This is a genomic window from Stenotrophomonas sp. TWI587 (genome assembly GCF_039674145.1).
Lineage (GTDB): Bacteria > Pseudomonadota > Gammaproteobacteria > Xanthomonadales > Xanthomonadaceae > Stenotrophomonas > Stenotrophomonas maltophilia_AY.
On the sequence record NZ_JBDJMW010000002.1, the window covers coordinates 31,941 to 55,239 of the forward strand.

The 23,299-nt window shown below is 65.8% G+C and carries 20 protein-coding genes; 8 read left to right on the forward strand and 12 right to left on the reverse strand.

The window, feature by feature from the left end; translation table 11 throughout:
* Positions 1-61: 61 nt before the first annotated feature.
* Genes ABE464_RS03275 through ABE464_RS03300 form a run of 6 tightly spaced genes read right to left on the reverse strand, consistent with a single transcriptional unit; the run spans position 62 to position 4,126 of the window.
* A complete protein-coding gene (locus tag ABE464_RS03275; RefSeq protein WP_346470724.1) occupies positions 62-670 on the reverse strand; it encodes a DUF2884 family protein in 609 nt (202 codons plus the stop codon).
* 27 nt (positions 671-697) lie between these two features.
* Positions 698-1,582, reverse strand: coding sequence for a DUF4097 family beta strand repeat-containing protein (locus ABE464_RS03280; protein ID WP_346470725.1), 885 nt, complete (start codon positions 1,580-1,582; stop codon positions 698-700).
* A gap of 27 nt (positions 1,583-1,609) precedes the next feature.
* Positions 1,610-2,638: a hypothetical protein gene (locus ABE464_RS03285; protein WP_346470726.1), complete on the reverse strand. Its 1,029-nt coding sequence runs from the start codon at positions 2,636-2,638 to the stop codon at positions 1,610-1,612.
* A complete protein-coding gene (locus tag ABE464_RS03290; protein WP_346470727.1) occupies positions 2,635-3,510 on the reverse strand; it encodes an ABC transporter ATP-binding protein in 876 nt (291 codons plus the stop codon). The genes ABE464_RS03285 and ABE464_RS03290 overlap by 4 nt, the downstream gene beginning before the upstream one ends.
* Positions 3,507-3,869, reverse strand: coding sequence for a GntR family transcriptional regulator (locus ABE464_RS03295; RefSeq protein ID WP_346470728.1), 363 nt, complete (start codon positions 3,867-3,869; stop codon positions 3,507-3,509). Before ABE464_RS03295 ends, ABE464_RS03290 begins: the two co-directional genes overlap by 4 nt.
* 2 nt (positions 3,870-3,871) lie before the next feature.
* A complete protein-coding gene (locus ABE464_RS03300; protein ID WP_346470729.1) occupies positions 3,872-4,126 on the reverse strand; it encodes a hypothetical protein in 255 nt (84 codons plus the stop codon).
* A gap of 416 nt (positions 4,127-4,542) precedes the next feature.
* Between ABE464_RS03300 and ABE464_RS03305 the strand changes: the two genes are divergently transcribed.
* From ABE464_RS03305 to ABE464_RS03330, 6 genes are all read left to right on the forward strand, one after another.
* Positions 4,543-5,142 (forward strand): glutathione peroxidase, encoded by a 600-nt coding sequence (locus ABE464_RS03305; protein WP_346470730.1) that lies wholly within the window; start codon positions 4,543-4,545, stop codon positions 5,140-5,142.
* 84 nt (positions 5,143-5,226) lie between these two features.
* Positions 5,227-6,207, forward strand: coding sequence for an FKBP-type peptidyl-prolyl cis-trans isomerase (locus tag ABE464_RS03310; protein ID WP_259261583.1), 981 nt, complete (start codon positions 5,227-5,229; stop codon positions 6,205-6,207).
* 22 nt (positions 6,208-6,229) lie between these two features.
* On the forward strand, positions 6,230-7,579 hold the full coding sequence (locus ABE464_RS03315; protein ID WP_346470731.1) for a UDP-glucose/GDP-mannose dehydrogenase family protein: 1,350 nt from the start codon (positions 6,230-6,232) through the stop codon (positions 7,577-7,579).
* Positions 7,572-7,811 (forward strand): SlyX family protein, encoded by a 240-nt coding sequence (locus tag ABE464_RS03320; RefSeq protein WP_019185948.1) that lies wholly within the window; start codon positions 7,572-7,574, stop codon positions 7,809-7,811. Before ABE464_RS03315 ends, ABE464_RS03320 begins: the two co-directional genes overlap by 8 nt.
* Positions 7,812-7,820: 9 nt before the next feature.
* A complete protein-coding gene (locus ABE464_RS03325; RefSeq protein WP_346470732.1) occupies positions 7,821-8,513 on the forward strand; it encodes a DUF2058 family protein in 693 nt (230 codons plus the stop codon).
* Positions 8,514-8,560: 47 nt separating this feature from the next.
* Positions 8,561-10,636: an acyltransferase family protein gene (locus ABE464_RS03330; RefSeq protein WP_346470733.1), complete on the forward strand. Its 2,076-nt coding sequence runs from the start codon at positions 8,561-8,563 to the stop codon at positions 10,634-10,636.
* A 54-nt stretch (positions 10,637-10,690) separates the two neighbouring features.
* Here the strand turns inward: ABE464_RS03330 and ABE464_RS03335 are convergent, their stop codons facing one another.
* From ABE464_RS03335 to ABE464_RS03355, 5 genes are all read right to left on the reverse strand, one after another.
* Positions 10,691-12,028 carry an amidohydrolase family protein gene (locus ABE464_RS03335; protein WP_346470734.1) on the reverse strand — a complete coding sequence of 446 codons (1,338 nt, stop codon included), beginning with the start codon at positions 12,026-12,028 and terminating at the stop codon, positions 10,691-10,693.
* Between the two features lie 89 nt (positions 12,029-12,117).
* Positions 12,118-13,308, reverse strand: coding sequence for an MFS transporter (locus ABE464_RS03340; protein WP_346470735.1), 1,191 nt, complete (start codon positions 13,306-13,308; stop codon positions 12,118-12,120).
* Positions 13,309-13,322: 14 nt separating this feature from the next.
* Entirely contained in the window at positions 13,323-16,007 is a 2,685-nt protein-coding gene (metH, locus tag ABE464_RS03345; protein ID WP_346470736.1) for a methionine synthase, read from the reverse strand.
* A gap of 69 nt (positions 16,008-16,076) precedes the next feature.
* On the reverse strand, positions 16,077-17,183 hold the full coding sequence (locus tag ABE464_RS03350; protein WP_346470737.1) for a homocysteine S-methyltransferase family protein: 1,107 nt from the start codon (positions 17,181-17,183) through the stop codon (positions 16,077-16,079).
* 9 nt (positions 17,184-17,192) lie between these two features.
* Positions 17,193-18,122 carry a metalloregulator ArsR/SmtB family transcription factor gene (locus ABE464_RS03355; RefSeq protein ID WP_046274305.1) on the reverse strand — a complete coding sequence of 310 codons (930 nt, stop codon included), beginning with the start codon at positions 18,120-18,122 and terminating at the stop codon, positions 17,193-17,195.
* 148 nt (positions 18,123-18,270) lie between these two features.
* Here ABE464_RS03355 and ABE464_RS03360 point away from each other — a divergent pair, with 148 nt between their 5' ends.
* Together ABE464_RS03360 and ABE464_RS03365 are read left to right on the forward strand one after the other, a co-directional pair.
* The gene (locus ABE464_RS03360) at positions 18,271-19,419 is read left to right on the forward strand and encodes an acyl-CoA dehydrogenase family protein (RefSeq protein WP_259261589.1); all 1,149 of its coding nucleotides are present in this window, start codon (positions 18,271-18,273) and stop codon (positions 19,417-19,419) included.
* A gap of 162 nt (positions 19,420-19,581) precedes the next feature.
* Positions 19,582-19,875 carry a hypothetical protein gene (locus ABE464_RS03365; protein ID WP_346470738.1) on the forward strand — a complete coding sequence of 98 codons (294 nt, stop codon included), beginning with the start codon at positions 19,582-19,584 and terminating at the stop codon, positions 19,873-19,875.
* A 240-nt stretch (positions 19,876-20,115) separates the two neighbouring features.
* Here the strand turns inward: ABE464_RS03365 and ABE464_RS03370 are convergent, their stop codons facing one another.
* Entirely contained in the window at positions 20,116-23,289 is a 3,174-nt protein-coding gene (locus tag ABE464_RS03370) for a multidrug efflux RND transporter permease subunit (protein WP_346470739.1), read from the reverse strand.
* Between the last annotated feature and the right edge of the window lie 10 nt (positions 23,290-23,299).

The window sequence follows — 23,299 nt, forward strand, 5'->3', positions numbered from 1 at the left end:
TTGTAGTCCTCCCGCCCCGGGAAGGGCCTGCCTGCGACGCATCGTCGCAGGCAGCGCCGGGTTACTTGCCGCAGTCGTCGATGTCGCTCTGGTCCATCGTCGCGTAGGGCTGGAAGGCCGGCAGCGCGGCCGCCAACGCCTGCTGTTTCGCCATCATGGCCGGCAGCAGCCCACACAGCTTCTTGGCCTGGTCCTCGATCTTCTTGGCCTCTTCATTCACCCGCGCTTCGATGCCCTGGGTGTCACCGGAGAACATGCCCCGGATCGCCTCACCGGCAGCTTTAACGCCCAGATTGGCGCCGGCCACGCCGATCTCCATGCCGGCGCCGGCCAGCGATTCGACCTGCTTGCGGTAGTCCAGCAGCAGCGCACGCTGGTGGGCATCCACCGTGACCGCCTTGCCATCGATGAGCAGGTCACCCTGCGGGCTGATCTCCGCCTTCGGCGTCTTTCCGTTGGCGATGGAAATGTTGCCCTGGCTGATTTCCCGGCGGGCCTTGTCGGTGGCCTCCTGCACGGTCTTGCCGATGCCATCGGTATCCAGCGCGCTGGTGGCCGGCGCGGCGGCGCCCTGGTCGGCGGGGGCTTTGCCCTTGCCACTGTCGGGGGCCGTACAGGCTGCGATCGGCAGGCACAACAGCAGGGCAGGCAGCAGCAGTCGAGTCGTCATGATGCGTATCCGTCAGAGAAGGAGGGCTTACTTGCCGCGCGGCAGTTCAACCCGGCCGCGCACGTTGCTGTGGCGGATATCACCGCTGCCGCTGTTGGCCACGCGCAGGTCGCCGCCGACATCGCGGACGGTGACATCGCCCGAACCATGGCGGTCCACGGTGACGCTGCCGCCGATATCGCGCAGGTCGGTGTCGCCGGAGCCGACGGTGCCGACGCGTACATTGCCCTTGGCTTTGCGTACGTCGGTATCACCGGAGCCGACTACGCCGATCTCGACGTTGCCACCGACCGTATCCAGCTCGAAATCACCCGAGCCGATGGTGCCGACCTTCGCATCGCCGCGCACGTTGCGGGCCTTGAAATCGCCGGAGCCGACCGAGAGCAGGTTCAGTGCACCGGCGCCATCAAGGATGACATCGCCCGAGCCGACCGCGGCGGTCACCAGGCCTTTGATCTCCTGAAGCTTGATGTCACCCGAGCCGACGTCGGCGCTCAGCGAGTGCGCACCGGTGACGCTGGCATCGCCCGAGCCGACTTTGAGCTGCACCAGGATGGTGTCCGGCACGGTGCCGCGCATGTCCAGGTAGGCATAGCTGCTGCCGCTGATGGTGAGCGTGTTGCGGCTTTCGCGCTGCAGGCGGACGACCAGCTTGTCGCCGACCTTCTGCTGGGTCACGGTCAGTTCGCGCAGCCAGTCCGCTTTGGAGGCACAGGCGCGCCCCCCGAGCTGGGCCGCGCCCGGGCCGGCCTGCAGTACCAGATCGTGCTGGTTGACCTCGAACACCACCGCCTTGGCACCGGCCAGGTCGAGCTTGAGGTCACGAGCTTCGTTGAACGTGCATTGCGGCTCATTGGCGAGCGCGGTCAGCGGCAGCAACAGCAGGGAAGCAACAGCGAGCGTGCGGATCATGGGTGATTCCTCGAGGAGGGTCAGGGATCAGATTTCGCCGGCGCGGCGGCGCAGTCGGATGGCCAGGAACAGGAACACCACGCCGACGGCGGCACCGATCCACAGTTCCGGCATCGCGAAGGCGGCCAGCTGGTGGGTCGGGCCCAGTTCGTTGGCCACGTTCTCCATGTTGCCAGCACCGCTGAAGATCGATTCGCCGCGGTAGAACTGGTCGGTGGCCGGGACCGCGCTGAGCAGCAGGCGGCCGACGATGTGCTTCCAGAACCAGCCGCCGGTCAGATCGAACAGGGTCATCACCTTGGTGGTGCTGACGATGATGCCGGCGAACAGCGGCAGCATCACGGCCCACAGGAACGGTTTGGTCTTGGCCCAGGCCGAGCACAGCAGCAGCCAGCCCACGGTCGGCAACGCCCAGAGCAGATAGACCGGAATCCAGGACAGGTGGCCGGCGATGATGGTCAGCGGGCTGGCAGGGCCCCAGATCAGCAGCATGGCATCGCCGCCGTGCGCGATCACCACGATGGAGATCATCACCAGGAAGCCGAACATGGTCAGGGCCGAGGCGATCACCGCGATGATCGGTGCGATCAGCAACGCACTCAACGCCTTGGACAGAACGGTGGAGGTATCCGACAGCGGCAGCGACTTCCAGAACAGGATGCTGCGGTCGCGGCGGTCGTCGTACAGGGCACCCAGGCAGTAGAAGAACACCACGAAGGCGAGCACGATCAGCGGCCAGCCCGAGCTCAGGATCAGGGTCACGTCCAGGCCGTTGGCCAGGTCATGCAGATTCCTGGCATCGAGTTTGTTGGTCAGCAGGCCCAGGTCCAGCCCGTTGATGCTGACGTTCTCGTCGTTGAGGTGGAGGCCGCCACTTTTGACCGCACGGTGCATGGCGACCAGGCCGAACACGATGCCGAGCAGGCTCATCACCAGCGAGATGCCACCGGCGATCACCGGCGCATACAGGAATCCGCCGCGGTTTTCCCAGTACTCGCGCTTGAGCAGCCACTTGAACGCGCTGGCCTTGCTGATGGGGTGGTTGACGGTGTTCATGCGTAGGTTCCCTTCATGATGGCCACGAACAGATCCGCCAGCCCGGGGCTGCGGATTTCGCCCAGGGGCGTGAGCTGGGCGCGTGGCACCCCGTCGAACAGCAGCACGGTCTTGCCGAAGGGCAGGGCGCGATCGTCGATCGGCTTGAGCGCGCGTGCGGCCTCCACGGTATCTGCCGAGACCAGTACTTCGGTATAGCGCTCGCCGATGTCTTCCATATCGGTGGTGAGCACGATGCGGCCGTCGCGGATGAACATCACATCGGTGAGGATGTGCTCGATCTCCTCCACCTGGTGGGTGGTGACGATGATGGTCTTCTGCTCATCGAAGTAATCCTCCAGCAGGCGCTGGTAGAACTCCTTGCGATACAGGATGTCCAGGCCCAGGGTAGGTTCGTCCAGCACCAGCACCTTGGCATCGATGGCCATCACCAGCGCCAGGTGCAGCTGCACGATCATGCCCTTGGACAGTTCACGTACGCGCTGCTTGGGGTGCAGCTTGGTGGAGGCCAGGAAGCGCTCGCAGCGCGCCCGGTCGAAACGCGGATGGGTGCCGGCGACGAAGTCGATTGCCTCGCGCACCTTCATCCAGCGCGGCAGCACGGCCACGTCGGCGATGAAGCAGACATCGTTCATCAGGGCGTTGCGCTGCTCGCTCGGGTCCAACCCGAGCACGCGCAGCTCGCCTTCCACCGAGGTCAGGCCGAGCAGCGCCTTGAGCAGGGTGGTCTTGCCGGCGCCGTTGGGGCCGATCAGGCCGGTGATGCGGCCGGGCGCGATCGTGAAGCTGGTGTTGTCCAGCGCCACGGTCTGTTTATAGGCCTTGCGCAGGCCTCGGGCGGAAATGACGACATCACTTGCAACGGCATTCATGAGGATTTCCCCTGGGGCAGCAATTCGTCGAGGTTCAGGCCCAGGCGCTGGATGCGCTCCAGGACCAGCGGCCATTCTTCATTGAGGAAGCGGTCGCGCTCGCTGCTGCGCAGCTGCGTGGCCGCCTCATCGGTCATGAACATGCCCAGGCCGCGGCGCTTCTCGACCAGGCCTTCATCAGCCAGTTCCTGGTAGGCGCGCGATACGGTGATGGGGTTGAGCTGGTACTCGGCGGCAACCTGCCGGACCGAGGGCAGGGCGTCGCCAGGCTTGATGATGCCGTCAAGCATCATGGCGATCACGCGCTCCTTCAGCTGGCGGTAGATCGGAGCACCATCGCTCCATTGAATATCGCTCATGGTCAGCTCCGTGGGTTCAGCGACTGCGCGAATGAGAAGTAAGGCATGGACAGGGAGCTGTGCAGCCGGCGGGGGGACGTGGGGGCGCCAGTGGCGTTCCCTGCCTCGATGACGCCTGCGTCCTGCGGGCCTTCAAACACATCGGCGCTGGCAGGGCTGCCAGCGTCACCGGAGGGGATGCCGAACCAGCCAAGCAGCAGCAGCGCCGAGGCGGCGGTGATGGCAGTGGCGGAGTGGCGGTGGCGCATGCGGTTCATGGGCTTCCCCTGTCTAGGTGACTGGTGTTGTATGCAACTATAACACCGGCACGCCCAAGGTCAACAGGGTGGCGTACCCAACTGATGGCAGGGGGCGTATGACAGGCATGTGTTCATCGTAACGTGTTGAATTTAAATGGATAGGTGTCTGCGTGGGCTGGCGTTTCCCGCCAGCGCACATTCATTGATGTCAATGGTATGGCAAGCCATGGGCGCATTCAGGCGATGCTCGCAGGATCCGTGTCATCGCGCTGACACGGCCAGACACGGCAAAGCGGCCCCTGAACACGGCGCCCTCCAGGGGGCCGTCCCACGGCCATCCGACGGCAAAAACAGCGGTGATATAGTGCCGCCGCAGTCCTGGCAGCCCTTGCCAGGCCGGTTGAGCCCTCGTTTTTCCACCTTGGAGTGTCGCGATGCATTACGTGTCTTTGTTGCCACCCGTCCGTCGCGACCTTGCCCGGCGCGGGTCGTTGTTGCTGCTGGCCGTTGGCCTGCTGGTTGGCGCATCGGCCCAGGCGGCCGATCTGCTGGATGTGAGCTACCGCCCACTGGCGGGCAAGGGTGAGGTCAATCTGGCCAAACAGTACGGTGGCAAGGTGCTGTTGGTGGTCAACACGGCCAGCAAGTGCGGTTTCACCCCGCAGTACGAAGGTCTGGAAGCCCTGCAGCGCAAGTACAGCGCACGCGGTTTCTCGGTGCTGGGCTTCCCGTCCAATGACTTCAAGGGCCAGGAGCCGGGTGACGAGGCCCAGATCCAGGAGTTCTGCACGCTGACCTACGGCGTGAAGTTCCCGATGTTCCAGAAGGTGGTGGTGACCGGGCCGGATGCGACGCCGCTCTACCGCAGTCTCGCCACCGCCACGGGCGTGTCGCCGGGCTGGAACTTCCACAAGTATCTGATCAGCCGCAATGGCCGGGTGGTGGCACAGTTCCCGAGCAAGGTCACGCCGGACGACCCGAAGCTGGTCGCGGCGATCGAACGTGAACTTTCTGTCACCGCCAACAAGCGCTGACGATATCGACATCTCGGACGCGCGTGCGACAATGGTTGCTTTCGCGCCGACGTCGGCGTCCAGTCACTTCCAGGAATGCAGCGAATGAAGATGGGAATGCGCGGCGCCGCGGCGTCGGTTCTGATTCTGGCGATGGGTGCCACCGGTACCGCGATGTCGCAACAACCAGCCGCCCGCGCGGCTGTCAAGGAGACTTCCACTTTGAACACCCAACGCGAAAAGCTTGGCTATGCCATCGGTATCGATGTCGCCAATTCGTTCGGTCCGATTTCCAGCGAGATCGACCTGGCCGCCCTGCGCCGCGGTGTGACCAACGCCTTTGAAGGCAAGCAGCCGCTGATCAGCCAGGAAGAAGCGCAGAAGACCGACGCTGCCCTGCGCCAGGCTGTGATGGCCAAGAACGGCCAGCCGGTTCCGGGCGTTGCGCCGGGTACCGCGCCGCCGAAGGTGGACCGCGAGAAGGTCGGCCTGATGCTGGGCAGCTTCGCCGTGGGCCCGTCGCTGGCCCCGCTGAAGGACGATCTGGATCTGGACGCGCTGTTCGACGCGGTCAGCACCACGTTCAACAATGGCACCCCGAAGATGACCGCCGAGCAGGCCAAGGCCACGCTGGAAGGCTTCATGAAGGGCAAGCAGGCTGAGATGGAGGCCAAGGCGTCCGCCCAGGCCGGCACCAACCGCGTGGAAGGCAACAACTTCCTGGCCAAGAACAAGACCGTGCCGGGCGTGGTGACCACCGCTTCGGGCCTGCAGTACCAGGTGCTGCGTCCGGGTTCGGGCGAGCGCCCGATGCCGACCAGCAAGGTGCGCGTGAACTACGAAGGCAAGCTGCTCGACGGCACCGTCTTCGACAGCAGCTACCAGCGCGGCCAGCCGATCGAGTTCGGTCTGGACCAGGTGATCAAGGGCTGGTCGGAAGGCGTCTCGCTGATGCCGACCGGTTCCAAGTACCGCTTCTGGATTCCGGGCGAGCTGGCCTATGGCGAGCAGGGCACCCCGGGTGGTCCGATCGGTCCGAACGCGACGCTGACGTTCGACGTCGAGCTGCTGAACGTCCTGCCGTAACGGATCTGGAGCCCCACCGCCCATGCGCGTTGCGATTTTCGGTACCGGCTACGTCGGTCTTGTCACGGGTACCTGCCTGGCCGAGGTTGGCCACCAGGTGATCTGTGTCGATATCGACCAGGCCAAGGTCGACGGTCTCAACCGCGGGATCATCCCGATCTATGAGCCCGGCCTGGAACCGATGGTCAAGGCAAACCACGCTGCGTCGCGGTTGACCTTCACCTCCGATGCCGCCGCGGCGGTCGCGCATGGCCAGGTGATCTTCATTGCCGTGGGCACGCCACCGGACGAGGACGGCAGTGCCGACCTGCAGTACGTGCTGGCCGTGGCCCGCACCATCGGCCGGCACATCACCGTGCCGGTGGTGGTGGTAAACAAATCGACCGTGCCGGTAGGCACGGCCGACAAAGTCCGTGAGGCCATCGCGCAGGCGCTGGCCGAGCGCGGCGTGGAGATCGCGTTCGACGTGGTCTCCAACCCCGAATTCCTGAAGGAAGGTGACGCGGTCGCCGACTGCATGCGGCCGGACCGCATCGTGGTGGGCGCGTCCAACCCCGAGTCGGTCGCACTGATGCGCCGCCTGTATGCGCCGTTCAACCGCAACCACGACCGCGTGGTGGAGATGGATGTGCGTTCGGCCGAGCTGACCAAGTACGCGGCCAATGCGATGCTGGCGACGAAGATTTCGTTCATGAACGAAATCGCCAACATCGCCGAGAAGGTCGGTGCCGACATCGAGCAGGTCCGTCAGGGCATCGGCTCGGATCCACGCATCGGCTGGCACTTCATCTATCCCGGCGCCGGCTACGGCGGCTCGTGCTTTCCCAAGGATGTGCAGGCGCTGGCCCGGACCGCGCAACAGTACGGGCATGAGCCGAAGCTGTTGAATGCGGTCGAAGCCGTCAACGAGCATCAGAAAGGCCATCTGTACGCCCTGATCCAGCGCCATTACGATCGTGGCGAGGATGAAGGCGTGCGCGGCAAGACGTTCGCCGTGTGGGGCCTGGCGTTCAAGCCCAACACCGATGACATGCGGGAAGCCTCCAGCCGCCGCCTGCTGGCGCAGTTGTGGGAGGCCGGTGCGCAGGTGCGCGCCTATGATCCTGAAGCGACCGGAGAAGCGCGCCGCATTTTCGGCGAGCGCGATGATCTGGTGTTCTGCGACAACGCCTATGACGCCCTCGAGGGTGCCGATGCGCTGGTCGTGGTGACCGAATGGAAGCAGTTCCGCAGCCCGGATTTCATCCGTCTGCGCGAAATGCTCAACGATGCGGTCGTCTTCGACGGCCGCAATCTGTACGACCCGCAGGACATCGAAGCTGCGGGCCTGGCTTACTACGGCATTGGCCGGGGACGTTCGTTGAATGCATGAGTCCACACCCTCCGAGCGCGAACAGGCACTGGAAGCACGCCTGATCGAGCTGGAAATGCGCGTCTCCTTCCAGGAGCAGGCGCTGGCCGAACTGAGCGAGGCACTTGCCGATGCGCGTATGGAAGGCAATCGCAATGCCGACCTCACCCGCATCCTGCTTGAAGACCTCGGCAAGGTCCGCACCGCGTTGTATTCCGATTCGGCCGAAGAGCCGCCGCCTCCGCATTACTGATCTGACGTCATGAGCGATACTCTCCGCGACCAGCTGCTGGGCCTTGGCTTCAAAGCCGCGCCCAAACCCGAACGAACCAACGACCGCAAGCCGGATCGTAGACCCGATGCGCGCCGCGATGGCCGCCCGGCCGGCAAGCCACAGGGCGCGCGCCCAGCCGGCAAGCCCGGTGAGGGGCAGCGCCCCGCCCGCGACGGCGACCGCCGCCCGCAGGGCAAGGGCCGGCCCGCTGGTGCCCGGCCGCCGCAAGGCGCGCCCGGCAAGCCGCGCTCGCGCGAGGACATCGATCTCGCCAAGGCCTATGCGATCCGCGCGCAGAAAGAAAAAGACGACCGCATCGAGGCCGAGCGCCTGAAGCAGGAAGAAGCGCGCATCCGTCGCGAAGCCAAGGCGAAACTGGAGGTCCTGCTGGAAGGCAAGTCCCTCAATGCTGAAGCAGCCGACATTGCGCGCCACTTCCCGTACGGCGGCAAGATCAAGCGTATCTACGTCACCGCCGATCAGCTCAAGGCGCTCAATGCCGGTGAGCTCGGCGTACTGCAGCAGAACGGGCGCTACGTGCTGGTGACCGCTGCGGTGCTGGCCGAGGCCGAAGCGGTGTTCGCACCGTCGGTGGCGCTGAAGGTCGACCCGGATGCGCCGGCGGGCGAAGATCCGTACGCCGACCCGCAGTATCAGGTGCCCGACGACCTGGTCTGGTAATTCCAACAGGGTCGCAGCTCGGCGGCCCTTCGTTTGCAGGGATGCGCATGACGGCTGATCCAAGTCGCGGCTATGTGCCGCACATCGACGGGCTGCGTGCCATCGCGGTGCTGGCGGTGATCGTCTTTCACCTGGACCCAGCCTGGTTGCCCGGTGGGTTTACCGGCGTGGACGTGTTCTTCGTGATCTCCGGCTTTGTGGTCAGTGCCTCGGTGCACCGGCTCTCGCCGTTGCCGTTGGGGCAGTCGCTGCTGCGCTTCTACTCGCGTCGGTTGCGTCGTATCGCGCCGGCGCTGCTGAGCTGCCTGCTGCTGACCGGTGTGGCCAGTGTCCTGCTCATCCCCGAGTCGTGGTTGAGCGAAGCCAGTGACATGACCGGTCTGATGGCCTTCGTGGGCCTCAGCAACTGGGTACTGGTGGGCGTAGGCACCGATTATTTCGCGCCGCGCGCGGAGTTCAACCCCTTTACCCATACGTGGTCGCTGGGCGTGGAAGAGCAGTTCTACCTGCTGTTCCCGCTGTTGTTCCTGTTCTGGAGCCGGGGAGGGCGCGGGCGCACGATCAGCGTGGGCCTGTTCGCGCTGGCCAGCGTGCTGTCCATCGCGCATGCCGTGCATGCAGCCAGCCATCCGGAACACGCAGTGCGAGCGTTCTATGCCACCACCACCCGGTTCTGGCAGCTCGGTGCAGGCGTGCTGTTGTTCCAGTTGCTGCATCTGCGCGAGCGCGATCCCGGGGCGGCGCGCGCGCCCGGCCGTTCGCGCCTGGCATGGTCGCTGTTGGCCTTGGTCGCACTCGGTGCGCTGGGCTGGAACCTGTGGTCGGCGCGGCCGGGGCATTCACCCTGGCCGGATGGACTCTGGGCGGTCCTGGGCAGCGCCGGGCTGCTGTTGGCCTTGCATTTCCACCCGCAAGCGCTGATCGGCCGACTGCTGTCCAGCGCACCGCTGCGCCGGATCGGCCTGTTGTCCTACTCGCTGTATCTGTGGCACTGGCCGGTGTTCGTGTTGATGCGCTGGACGGTCGGGCTGGAAACCCTCGGCCAGCGCGTGTTCGCCACGCTGCTGGTGGCGCTGCTGGCCTGGGCGTCCTGGCGTTGGGTAGAGCAACCGTTCCGCGGGCCGTTGTCGCAACGCCTCACCACCCGCAGATGGGTTCTGGTGGGCGTGGCAGCCTTGTTGCTTGGCGGCGGCCTGCAGGCGTTGCTGTACTCCCAGTCGGCCCGGCTGTCACTGAGTACGGTCAGCCGCCATCCACTGGCGTGGTACCCGGACGGTAAATCCGTCGCCGCGGACTACCCCGGCTGCGAGTTGCAGGTGGGCAAGGCGCGTTTCGAGGGCGGCCGTGCACGCACGTTCTCACGCGGCGAGTGTGATCGCCCGGTGCCTCCGGGCATGCCGCGCAACGTGTTCGTGGCCGGCGATTCGCACGCGATGGCCTACAACGAACTGCTGCGCCGCCTGGCGCTGGAGACGGGCGCAACGGTGTGGCAATACGGCCGCGGCGGCTGCCCGCAGCTCGGCCTGCAGGAATGGCGTTGGGCTGCGCCCGACTGCCAAGGCTATGACACGGCGGTGCGCGCCGATATCGCACGCCACGCAACGCCCGGCGACGTGGTCCTGCTCGCCTCGCTGCGGGTGCCGCGTTTGTCCGATCAGTTCATTCTGTTCGACGCGCGCGAGCAGCGCGACAGCGAACACAGCGAGCAGGGATACGCGGGGCGTGCGGCCGAGGCTGAGCGTGCAATTGCGAACTGGCGCCCGCTCGCCGACGCCGGGGTGCGCGTGGTGCTGGAAGCGCCCAAGCCGGTACTGCCCGCCCCGCCATACCGCTGCTCGGATCGGTTCAACGCCGACAACACGGTGTGCCGCAATGGTCTGCAAGTGCAACGCGACTGGATGGAAGACTATCGCGCCCCGGCGCTGGTCGCGCTGCAGCAGGTGGCCTCCGGCTTGCCCGGCGCGGTGATCTGGGACCCGTTACCGATCCTGTGTGACGCCGACGCCTGCCGTGCCCAGCGCGACGGACACCCGCTGTTTTTCGATGGCGACCATCTGAGCGGATACGGCAATCGGCTGCTGCTGCCCTCGTTGCAGGCAACGCTGGCGGCAACGCCGCACTGACAGCACCGCCGATGGCAAGACGCTGCGCTGGCATCGCAGCGCCCCCGGATGGCGTTACTCCGTGATCGGCCCGGCAACCTCTTCGCCCGCCTGCCAGACCGCACCAATGCGCTGCGTGTTGGCGATATCCACCAGCGGATCGGCATCGAGCACCAGCAGGTCGGCGCGCTTGCCGGCCGCAATGCGGCCGCGGTCGGTCAGCCCCAGCAAGGCCGCCGCTTGCGTGGTGGCGACCTGCAAGGCGTCGGAGGGCGTCAGCCCGGCCTTCACCAGCAGCTGCAGTTCGCGATGTTCGGCCACGCCGATCACCCGCTGCGGCATCGCGCCGGCATCGGTGCCGAAGCCAAGCTTCACCCCGGCCGCATGCAGGCGACGCACGTTGTCCAGATTGGTCGCGACCGCCTTGCGTGCGGCGGGCACCCCACTGCCGGCCAGTTGCGCACGTTGCCACTCCGGCTGCGACCAGCGCGCCAGCACATCGGCGTGCAGCGCCTGGCGCAGGAAGGGCTGCTGCAGTGCCAGCGGATGCTCGGCATACCCGTAGTTGGCCTCGTCGATGGCGATGGTGGGGATGTACCAGGTGCCCTGGTCGCGCATCTTCCGCGCCAGCATCGGGTCCACCGCCCGGTCACGGATGCCGTGGGCGAGGATGTCCACCTTGGCATCGACCAGATCGCGGGCCTGCTCCAGATCGTGGATGTGCGCGGCGACCTTGAGCCCGCGCGCATGCGCTTCGGCGATGGCGGCGCGGTACACCTCCGGGGTCATCATCGGGCGCTTGCCGCCCAGGTCATCGACCCACAACTTGATCAGGTCCACGCCATCGGCGTGCTGGATGGCCACGGCCGCGCGTGCTTCTTCGGCGTTGTGCGGGCGCGCCACCGGATCGTGGCTCAGGCCCATGGTGTCGGCCGGCGGCGCGCCATCCGGGGCGCCGATACCCCCGCCGGCGCCATAAAGCTGTGCGCCCAGGCCGGGATCAGCGTTCACCGCTTTGCGGATGGCGAAAAAGTCCGCGCCGTTCATGCCCAGCGCGGTCACCGTGGTGATGCCGTAGCGCTGGAACTGGCGCAGGTCGCGCACCACGTTGTCATGGGTGTAGAAACGGTCGCCGTGCTCCAGTCCCTGCGTATTGCCAACATGGGCATGGTCGCTGATCAGGCCGGGCAACAGGGTCTTGCCGGTGTAATCGATGCGGCGGGCACCGGTGGCGGCCGCCGGCAGCGGCGTGCCGACATGCACGATCCGCGCGCCGTCGATCAGCACGGGGGTGATGCCGAGGTCGCGGGTGCCATCGAAGACGCGCGCATTTTCGAACAGGATCGGCGCTGCCGCGGCGGGCAGGGCGGTGGTGGCGGCAAGCAGCAACGCCCACAGGCGGGTCGGTCGCATCAGCGGCTCCAGTCAGGGGGAGCCTTGAGCCTACCCCATCCGGGGGATCGGGTTGCCGGCCAGTGGCCGGCATTACCGGGAGCAGACGATCAGCGCGTGCGCGCCCGCAGCAGCGGCAGACTGATCGCAAAGAAGCACAGCAGGGCGCCGACCAACGCGAAACCGCTGCCTGCCAGAAACGCGGTACGGCCCTGGTCGATCGGCCACAGCTGGCCCGCGATCAGCGCGCCGAGCACGCCGCCGACGCCTGAGGAGAAGCCGTACAGCAGGCCCTGGCCGTGGCCGTTGAGGCGACCGGGGAAGTAGGTCGCCAACATCTGCATCGCTGCGGCGAAGAAGGCGGCAAAACCGAGCGCATGCGCGGTCTGGGCGAGGAGCATCACCGGCAGGTTTTCCGGGAACAACGCGGTGACCGCCCAGCGCACGGTGGAACTGAGCAGGGCGATCAGCAGCATCCAGCTGGCGTCATAGCGGCGGAAGAAGCGCCCGATAGTGAAGAACACACCCACTTCGAACACCACCCCGACCGTCCACAGCACGCCCAGCGTGGAGGTCGCATAGCCGTGGTGATCCATGTAGACCGAGAAGAACGTGTAGTAGGGCCCGAACGACAGCTGCTCCATGAAGGCGGCCAGGAAGAACGCCAGCACCTGCGGCTTGCGCACGATTGCCCAGAACCCGCTGGCGTCGCCGTCGCTGCGCTGCAGGTTGCGTGCGTAGTGGTTGGCAAAGCCCGAGGCGGTGAGCAGGCCGAACAGGGGCAGCATCAGCCACGGCAGCAGATGCGCATTGCCGGCGCCGCCATTGCCTTCGATGATCCAGCCGAACAGCATCACCACGGCGATGAAGCCCAGCGAGCCCCAGACCCGGATCAGCCCGTAGCGGTGGCTGTCGCTGCCCAGGTGGGTGAGCGTGATGGATTCAAACTGCGGCATCACCGCGTTGTAGAAGAAGCAGAACGCGATCATCGCCGGGTACAGCCACGGCTGCGGCAACGGCAGCAGGAACGCGCAGAAGGTGAGCAGAGTGAGCACGCACCCCAGCCGCAGCCAGAAGATCGGTCGTGGCGAGGCGGCAGCGAGGGAGGTCCAGGTAGTGGGGGCCACGATACGCGTGGCATACCAGATGCCCATCATCACGCTGATCGCGGTGACGCTCATGCCACGCGAGGTCAGGAACAACGACCAGTACGGCGTGAACGCGCCCAGAGCGGCGTAATAGAACAGGTAGAACGACGACAGGCGGACGGCCGGTACGGCGTCGCGGGGGAGGGCGGTCATGCGGGGTGACGCGTTCATTCCGGATCGTAATCCAGGTTCGAGGCAAGCCAGCGCTCGGCCTGCACGCGGTCCACGCCTTTGCGTTTGGCATAGTCCACCACCTGTTCGCGGGTGACACGGCCGACGACGAAATACTGGCTCTGCGGGTGGCTGAAGTAGTAGCCCGACACCGCCGCAGTGGGAAGCATCGCAAAGCTCTCGGTCAGCTGCATGTCCGCGTTGCGTTCGGCATCGAGCAGGCGGAACAGCGTGGCTTTCTCGCTGTGCTCCGGGCAGGCCGGGTAGCCGGGCGCAGGGCGGATGCCGGCGTACTTCTCGGCGATCAGCGATTCGTTGTCCAGCTGCTCATCGGGCTGGTACCCCCAGTAATCCATGCGCACATGCTGGTGCAGGCGCTCGGCCAGGGCTTCGGCGAGACGATCGGCCAGGGCCTTGAGCAGGATCGCGTTGTAATCGTCGTGGTCGGCCTCGAAACGGGCCACGTGCGGATCGATGCCGATGCCCGCGGTCACCGCGAATGCACCGATCCAGTCCTGCTTGCCGCTGTCGGCCGGGGCGATGAAATCGGCCAGGCAGAAATCCGGGCGTTCGACCGGCTTGTCCACCTGCTGGCGCAGGAAGTGCAGCACGGCCGGGCCGTCGTCGGTGCGCAGGTGCACGTCATCACCGATGCTGTTGGCTGGCCACAGGCCGAACACGGCCTTGGCGGTCAGCCACTTCTCCTCGACGATGCGGGTGAGCATCGCGCGGGCGTCCTTGTACAGATCGGTCGCCTGCGGCCCGACGATCTCATCGGTCAGGATCGCCGGGAACTTGCCGGCCAGTTCCCAAGCCTGGAAGAACGGCGTCCAGTCGATCACCTCGACCAGATCGGCCAGCGGGTAATCATTGAGCACATGCAGGCCCGGCTTGCGCGGCGCAGGAGGGGTGTAGTTCGCCCAATCACCGGTGAAGCGCTGGGAGCGCGCCTTGGCCAGCGTGACCAGTCGCTTGGCATCGCCGCGGTTGCGGTGTCGCTGGCGGATGTCGGCGTAGTCGGCCTCGTTGGCGGCCACGAAGGCATCGCGCAGCTCTCGCGAGATCAACGACTGCGCCACGCCGACTGCGCGCGAGGCGTCCTTCACCCACACCGTGGGTGCCTTGTAGTGCGGATCGATCTTCAGCGCGGTGTGCGCGCGGGAGGTCGTCGCACCGCCGATCATCAGTGGCATCGTGAAGCCCTGGCGCTCCATTTCGCGGGCGACATGACTCATTTCTTCCAGCGAGGGTGTGATCAGGCCGGACAGGCCGATGATGTCCGCGTTCTCCGCGCGCGCGGCATCCAGGATCTTCTGCGCCGGCACCATCACGCCCAGATCGACCACGTCGAAGTTGTTGCAGGCCAGGACCACACCGACGATGTTCTTGCCGATGTCGTGCACGTCACCCTTGACCGTGGCCATGATGATCTTGCCATTGCTCTTGGCGGTGTCACCGCTGCGGGCCTTCTCCGCCTCGATGTAGGGCAACAGGTAGGCCACCGCCTTCTTCATCACGCGTGCGGATTTGACCACCTGCGGCAGGAACATCTTGCCGGCGCCGAACAGGTCACCCACGATGTTCATGCCATCCATCAGCGGCCCTTCGATCACATCCAGCGGACGGGTGGAGCGCGCACGCGCTTCTTCGGTGTCCTGCTCGACCCACGCATCCATGCCATGCACCAGCGCATGCGCGAGGCGATCATTGACCGGCTTCTCGCGCCAGGCCAGGTCCTCGCCGCGCACTTCGCCCTTCTTGCCCTTGTAGCGCTCGGCGATCTCCAGCAGGCGCTCGGTGCCATCGCTGCGGCGGTTGAGGATCACATCCTCCACGCGCTCGCGCAGCTCGGCGTCCAGATCATCGTAGATCGGCATCGCGCCCGCGTTGACGATGCCCATGTCCATGCCTGCGCCGATGGCATGGAACAGGAACACCGAGTGGATCGCCTGGCGCACGGTTTCATTGCCGCGGAACGAGAACGACACGTTGGAGACGCCGCCGGAGACATGGCAGTGCGGCAACGTCCGCTTGATGATGCGGGTGGCTTCGATGAAGTCGACCGCGTAGTTGTCGTGCTCTTCGATGCCGGTGGCGACGGCGAAGATGTTCGGGTCGAAGATGATGTCCTGCGGCGGGAAGCCGACCTGTTCGGTCAGGATCCGGTAGGCGCGGGTACAGATCTCGACCTTGCGCGCGCAGGTATCGGCCTGGCCATCTTCGTCGAAGGCCATCACCACTGCCGCCGCGCCGTAACGCAGCACCTTGCGCGCCTGTTCGATGAACTGCGCTTCGCCTTCCTTGAGCGAGATCGAGTTGACCACGCTCTTGCCCTGCAGGCACTTCAGCCCTGCCTCGATCACGCTCCACTTGGAGGAGTCGACCATCACCGGAATGCGGGCGATGTCCGGCTCGGACATGATCAGGTTGAGGTAGCGCGTCATCGCCTTTTCGGAATCGATCAGGCCCTCATCCATGTTGACGTCGAGGATCTGCGCGCCGTTGGCGACCTGCTGGCGCGCCACTTCCACCGCTTCTTCGTAGCGCTCTTCCTTCACCAGCTTGCGAAACTGCGCGCTGCCGGTGACGTTGGTGCGCTCCCCGATGTTGACGAACAGCAGGTCCGGGGTGATCACCAGCGGCTCGAGGCCGGACAGGCGGGTGTGGCGGGAAGACGTCATGGGCAGGCTGGCACGGGCTGGCGGAGGAGGGTCAACGACAACGACAACGGGAGCGTGGGGCGGACGTGGTCATGCCGCGTCTTCCAGCGGCGGTGTGGGCAGGCGACGCGGCGGCAGGTCCGCCACCGCGTCGGCGATGGCACGGATGTGGGCCGGGGTGGTGCCGCAGCAGCCGCCCACCAGGTTGAGCAGGCCGGCGCTGGCGAATTCGCGCAGCGTGGTGGCCATTTCTTCCGGGGTTTCGTCGTACTCGCCGAACGCATTGGGCAGGCCGGCATTGGGATGCGCGCTGACCAGGCACTCCGCCACGGTCGACAGCGTCTCCACGTGGGGGCGCATGTCGCTGGCGCCGAGCGCGCAGTTCAGCCCGATCGACAGCGGCCGGCCGTGCGCGACCGAGGCGTAGAACGCCTCTGCCGTCTGCCCGGAGAGGGTGCGGCCGGAGGCATCGGTGATCGTGCCGGAGATCATCACCGGCAGCCGCCCGCCGCGGGCATCGAAGACCTCTTCGATGGCGAACAGCGCGGCCTTGGCGTTGAGCGTGTCGAAGATGGTTTCCACCATCAGGGTGTCGGCGCCACCGTCGATCAGGCCATCGATGGCTTCGCGGTAGGTCTCGCGCAGCGCATCGAAGCTGGTATTGCGGAAGCCGGGATCGTTCACGTCCGGGCTTATCGACGCGGTGCGGCTGGTCGGGCCGAGCACGCCGATCACGAAGCGCGGCTTGTCCGGCGTGGTCGCTGCGACCGCATCGCAGCAGGCGCGCGCCACTGCGGCACCGGCTTTGTTGAGCTCGTAGACCAGGTGCTCAAGGTGATAGTCGGCCTGGCTGACCGAGGTCGCGTTGAAGGTATTGGTCTCGACCAGATCGGCACCGGCCTCCAGGTACGCGGTGTGGATGCCGCCGATCACCTCCGGGCGGGTCAGCAACAGCAGGTCGTTGTTGCCCTTGAGGTCATGCCCCTGCGGCGTCTCACCGGGCGCGGCATGGTCGCAGCCGGGCCCGTGCTGGTGGTCGTAACCGCCGGCGAAGCGCGCGCCGCGGTAATCGTCCTCTTCCAGCCCATGCCGCTGGATCATCGTGCCCATGGCGCCGTCGATAATCAGGATGCGCTGGGCCAGCGCCGTTTCCAGCGCATGCACGCGGTCGGGGTAGAGCCAGGGCAGGGATGGCATGGGCAGACCTCAGGGCTTGCTGGCAATCAGCGAAATGACTTCGAAATGCGGCGGGCGCTTCTCGCGGGTCACGGTTTCCAGGCTGGAGACGACCAGGCCGGCCTTCTCCACGAACTTGCGCAGTTCCTTGTCGCTGAAACCCAGGTTGACGTGGCCATAGGCATCCACGGCCGCACGGTGTTCGTGACGGGCCAGGCTGCACAGCAGCAGTCGACCGCCCGGGCGCAGCACGCGCGCACCCTCGGCGACGGCCTGGGCCGGCTTGGCCGCATAGGTCAGTGCGTGCATCAGCACCACCAGATCGAAGCTCTGATCAGGGAAGGGCAGGGCATGCATGTCGCCCTCGCGCACTTCCACGTTGGCCAGCCGGCGCAGGCGCTCGCTCGCGGCGGCGACCACGCGCGCGCTGGTGTCGATGCAGACGTAGCGTTTGGCATGCGGGGCGACCAGCTCGGCCAATACGCCGTCACCGGAGGCGATATCGAGCACGTCACCGGTTTCCAGCAGCGGCAGCGCGGTGCGTGCCAGCGCCTCCCAGGTGCGGCCCGGGGAATAATGGCGTTCCATGTCGCCAGCAACGCTGTCGGCCCAGTTCTGGTCCGCCGCACGGCTGGCCATGACGGCGGCCACGCGTTCAGCATCCTGGCGCAGCAGCGGGTCGTCGCTGCCGGTGCTCAGGGCATGCCACAATGCGCGCTGCGCCGGATCCAGCGCAGCGTCATCGAAGCGGTAATACGCCGAGACGCCGGAGCGGCGGTCACGGACCAGGCCGGCCTCCTTGAGTCGGGCCAGGTGGGTGGACACCCGCGGCTGCGCCAGCGTGGTGATGGCCGACAGCTCGGCCACGGTGAGTTCTTCCTGTTCCAGCAGCGCCAGCAGGCGCACCCGGGTGGCGTCGGCGAACACTTTCAGCCGGACGGACCAGTCCTCGAGATCCATAAATATCTACCTATCGCGATATAGAGATATTTTCGTCCTTTGGTGGCGCTGCGGTCAAGTCAGGCGTCCTTTCCCCGCCCCCCGGTACAATCGCCCGACCGGGTCGCGCGCACTGCGGCCCTTATCACTCTGTACCCGGGAGGGTGTTGTGGATTTCAGCTTTACCGAAGAGCAGTTGATGCTGCAGGACGTTGCCCGCCGTATCGCGCAGGAGAAAATCGCGCCCAGCGCCGAACACCACGACCGTACCGGCGAGTTCCCGCTGGAGAACATCCGCCTGCTGGGCGAGAACGGTCTGATGGGCATTGAAGTGCCCGAAGCCTACGGCGGTGCGGGCATGGACCCGATCGCCTACGTCCTGGCGATGGTGGAGGTCGCCGCCGGAGACGCTGCGCATTCGACGATCATGTCGGTCAACAACTCGCTGTTCTGCAACGGCATCCTGACCCACGGCAGCGAAGCGCAGAAGCAGAAGTACGTGCGCGCCATCGCCGAGGGCGAGGCCATCGGCGCGTTCGCGCTGACCGAGCCGCAGTCCGGTTCCGATGCGACGGCCATGCGATGCCGCGCGGTCAAGCAGGCCGACGGCACCTACGTGATCAATGGCAAGAAGAGCTGGATCACCTCCGGCCCGGTGGCCAAGTACATCGTGCTGTTTGCGATGACCGATCCGGAACAGGGTGCGCGTGGCATCACCGCCTTCATGATCGACACCGACAAGGCCGGCTTCCACCGCGGCAAGACCGAGCCGAAGCTGGGCATCCGTGCCTCGGCCACCTGCGAAATCGAGTTCCAGGACTACGTGGCGGATGCCGACGACGTGCTGGGCAAGGAAGGCGAGGGCTTCAAGATCGCCATGGGTGTGCTCGACGCCGGCCGTATCGGCATCGCCTCGCAGGCGATCGGCATCGCCCGTGCGGCGTACGAAGCGACGATCGAGTACGTGAAGGACCGCAAGGCCTTTGGCGCAGCGATCGGCACCTTCCAGATGACCCAGGCCAAGATCGCCGACATGAAGTGCAAGCTGGACGCAGCGATGCTGCTGACGCTGCGCGCGGCATGGGTGAAAGGCCAGGGCAAGCGTTTCAGCAATGAAGCGGCGATCGCCAAGCTGACCGCCTCCGAAGCGGCGATGTGGATCACCCACCAGGCCGTGCAGATCCACGGGGGCATGGGGTATTCCAAGGAAATGCCGCTGGAGCGTTACTTCCGTGATGCCAAGATCACCGAGATCTACGAGGGCACCTCGGAAATCCAGCGTCTGGTGATCGCGCGCAACGAGACCGGCCTACGCTGATCGCCAGGACAGCGGCGCCAGTTTGGCGCCGCTGCTCCGTCCGGGCCTTTGAGCGGCCTCGATGCGTTGCGGACGCTACAGCGTCGCATCATGGTGGGTGCCGACGGTTGGTCGGCGCGCGGGGTAGTGCAGAATGTGCGGTCCCGTTCTGCAGGTTACCCCATGGTTATTTATCGAGGCGCAGGGTTCCTGACCCTGCTCACCCCCATCGCCGCCCTGCTGTTGTTGATGTGGCTCTGGCCGGACCCTGCTGTTGCCAAAGGCAATACCTCGCTGGCGCAGCTGTTGATCGGATTCGGCATCGGCGCAGCGATCAATGTCGTGCTCGGCATCGTGCTCAATCGCGGCCCGCGCGCGACGGGTGAGCATGCCCGCCATCACTTCTTCTATATGCCGATGCAGTGGCCCTCGTTGGCGATCGTGATGGTGTGCGCGGCAGTATCACTGCTGCGCTGAGGCCGTTTGGTAGTGCCGGCCGCTGGCCGGCAACCAGGCGGTCCTTTCGGCTGGTACCGGGAGGAGCCGGCCAGCGGCCGGCACTACCGGGATCGCTTCCGGTCAGCCTCACAGGGTGTGGCTCTACCCGTCATGCATCGCACACACAAAAGCCCCGGCTCGCGCCGGGGCTTTTTCATTTCAGTGTGACCACCCACGGTGGCCACCTGCCGGTAGGGCAGCCGGAGCTGCCCCTGTCCCTCAACGATCCGGACGGTGGGCGGTATTGGCTTCGCCCTGGCGTTCCAGGAACTCCTTGGACGGCTCGTCCAGCTTGTCACCCAGCATGCGGCGGACCACCACGAAGAACACCGGGATCATCAGCAGACCCAGGAAGGTGGCGAACACCATGCCGCCGATCACGCCGGTACCGATCGCGTGACGCGCGTTGGCGCCGGCACCGGTGGAGATGGCCATCGGCACCACGCCCATGATGAACGCGAACGAGGTCATCAGGATCGGGCGGAAACGCAGGCGGGAGGCTTCGATGGTCGCCTCGCGCAGGTTCTTGCCCGCAGCCCGCTGTTCCACCGCGAACTCCACGATCAGGATCGCGTTCTTCGCCGCAAGGCCGATCACCGTGATCAGGCCGATCTTGAAGTACAGATCGTTCGGCAGGCCACGTGCCAGCGAGAAGGCCAAGGCGCCCAGGACGCCCAGCGGCACCACCAGCAGCACCGCCACCGGGATCGACCAGCTTTCATACAGCGCGGCCAGGCAGAGGAACACGACCACGATGGACAGCACCAGCAGCAGGGTCGCCGCGTTGCCCGCCAGGATTTCCTGGTAGGACATGCCGGACCAGTCGTAGCCGAAGCCGGCCGGCAGGTCGTCGTTGACGATCCGTTCCATCGCCTGCATCGCCTCGCCCGAGCTGCGCCCGGGCGCCTGCGAACCGACGATGTTGACCGCCGAGTAGCCGTTGTAGCGGCTCAGCGACGGCGGTGCGGACACCCACTCGGACTTCACCACGGTGCTCAGCGGGATCATCGCCTGCGTACCGTCGGGATTGGTCTGCAGCGTGCTGGGCGTGTAGAAGCTGTTCAACGACTCCGCGCCGGTGCGGTACGGGCCATCGGCCTGCAGGGTCACGCGCTTGATGCGGCCTTCATAGAAGAAGTCGTTGACGTACACCGGGGCCAGCATCAGCTGGATGGTGCTGTACACGTCCGACACCGACAGGCCCATGGTCTGCGCCTGCACACGGTCCACGTGCAACTGCAGCTGCGGGGCGTTTTCCAGGCCGTTGGGGCGCACGCCGGTCAGCAGATCGCTTTCCTGCGCTGCCTTGCCGAGCAGGATGTTGCGGGCCTGCGTCAGCTGCTCATAGCCCACGCCGCCACGGTCCTGCAGCCACATGTCGAAGCCGCCGAACTGGCCCAGACCCTGCACGGTCGGCAGGTTGACCACGAAGATCTGCGCTTCCTTGATGCCGTAGAACGCGCCGTTCATGTTGTTGATGAACTCGGGCACCGTGATGTCGCGGTCCGCCCAGGGCTTGAGGCGGATGAAGCCCATGCCCACGTTTTCACCGGAACCGACGAAGCTGAAACCGGCCACCTGCAGCATGCCTTCAAAGCCATCCTGCTTTTCCAGGATGCCGCGCATCTGGGCGAAGGCGTGGTTGGTCTGCGACTTGGTGGAGCCCGGCGGCAGCTGCACGATCGCCAGCGCGTAGCCCTGGTCTTCTTCCGGCAGGAAGCTGCCGGGCATGCGCGTGAACAGGAAGCCGCACAGCACGGTCAGCACCACGAACAGGATCATCCAGCGCGGGGCATGCTTCACGGCCGAGGTGATGTGGCCCACGTAGGTGTTGCTGACCTTGTCGTAGTACTTGTTGAAGGTGCGGTAGACGATGTTCGGCTTGTCGTTGTGCGTCGGCTTGAGGAAGGTCGCGCACAGCGCCGGGGTGAAGCCCAGCGCCAGGAACGCCGAGAAGGCCATCGCGATGGCGATGGTCAGTGCGAACTGCTTGTAGATCTCACCGGCGGCGCCGCCCTGCAGGGCCGACGGAATGAACACCGCGGCCAGTACGACGGTGATCGCCACCACTGCACCGGTGATCTGGGTCATGGCCTTCTGGGTAGCAGCCTTGGGCGGCAGCTTCTCCTCGGTCATGATGCGCTCGACGTTCTCGATGACCACGATGGCGTCATCGACCACGATGCCGATCGCCAGCACCATCGCAAACAGCGTCAGCTGGTTGATGGTGAAGCCGATGATGCTCATGCCCAGGAACGTACCCAGCAACGCGACCGGGATGACCAGGGTCGGGATCAGCGTGGCGCGGAAGTTCTGCAGGAAGATCAGCATTACCAGGAAGACCAGCACGACCGCTTCGATCAGGGTCTTGACCACTTCCTCGATCGAGATCTTCACGAAGGTGGTGCTGTCGTACGGCGAGAACCAGCTGACACCGGCCGGGAAACTCGGCTTGAGCTCGTCCATCTTCGAGGTGACCGCATTGGCCACGTTCAGCGCGTTCGCGCCGGGCAGCAGCTGGATCGCGAAGGCACCGGTCGGCTTGCCGTTGTACTGGGTATCAAAGCCGTAGTTGTTCGCACCGAAGGCAATCCGGGCGATGTCCTTGAGCAGCACGCGCGAACCGTCGGAATTGGCGCGCAGGATGATGTTCTCGAACTCCTCCGGCGAGCTGAAGCGGCCTTCGGCCGAGACCGTCGCGGTGAAGTAGTGACCTTCCGGCGAGGGATCCGAGCCCAGCGAACCGGCGGCGAACTGCACGTTCTGGTCCTTGATCGCGGCCAGCACCTGGGTGGCGGACAGGCCGTAGCCCTGCATCTTTTCCGGGTTGAGCCAGATGTTCATGGCGTACTCGGAGCCGAACTGCTGGGTGCTGCCCACGCCTGGAATACGCGAGATCTGGTCGAGCACGCGCGAGCCGACGATGTCGTTCAGCGCATCGCGGTCGATCGAGGCGCTGTCGGACTGCAGGGCCACCACCATCAGGAAGCCGGCGTTGGCCTTGGCCACCACCACGCCCTGCTGGGTCACTTCGGTCGGCAGGCGAGGCGTCGCCAGCGAGACCTTGTTCTGCACCTGGACCTGGGCGATATCGGCATCGGTGCCGGTTTCGAAGGTCAGGGTGATGGTGACGCGCCCGTTGGAGGCCGAGGAGGAGCTGAAGTACAGCAGGTGATCGATACCGGTCAGCTGCTGCTCGATCACCTGGGTGACCGACTTTTCGGCGGTGTCGGCGCTGGCGCCGGGGTAGGTGGCGCTCACCGTCACCTGGGGAGGCGCGATGCTCGGGTAGGACTCCACGCCCAGACCCAGGATCGAGATCACGCCCGCAAGCGAGATCAGGATCGCGACCACCCAGGCGAATACCGGGTGTTCAATGAAAAATTTAGGCATGACGGAGGAT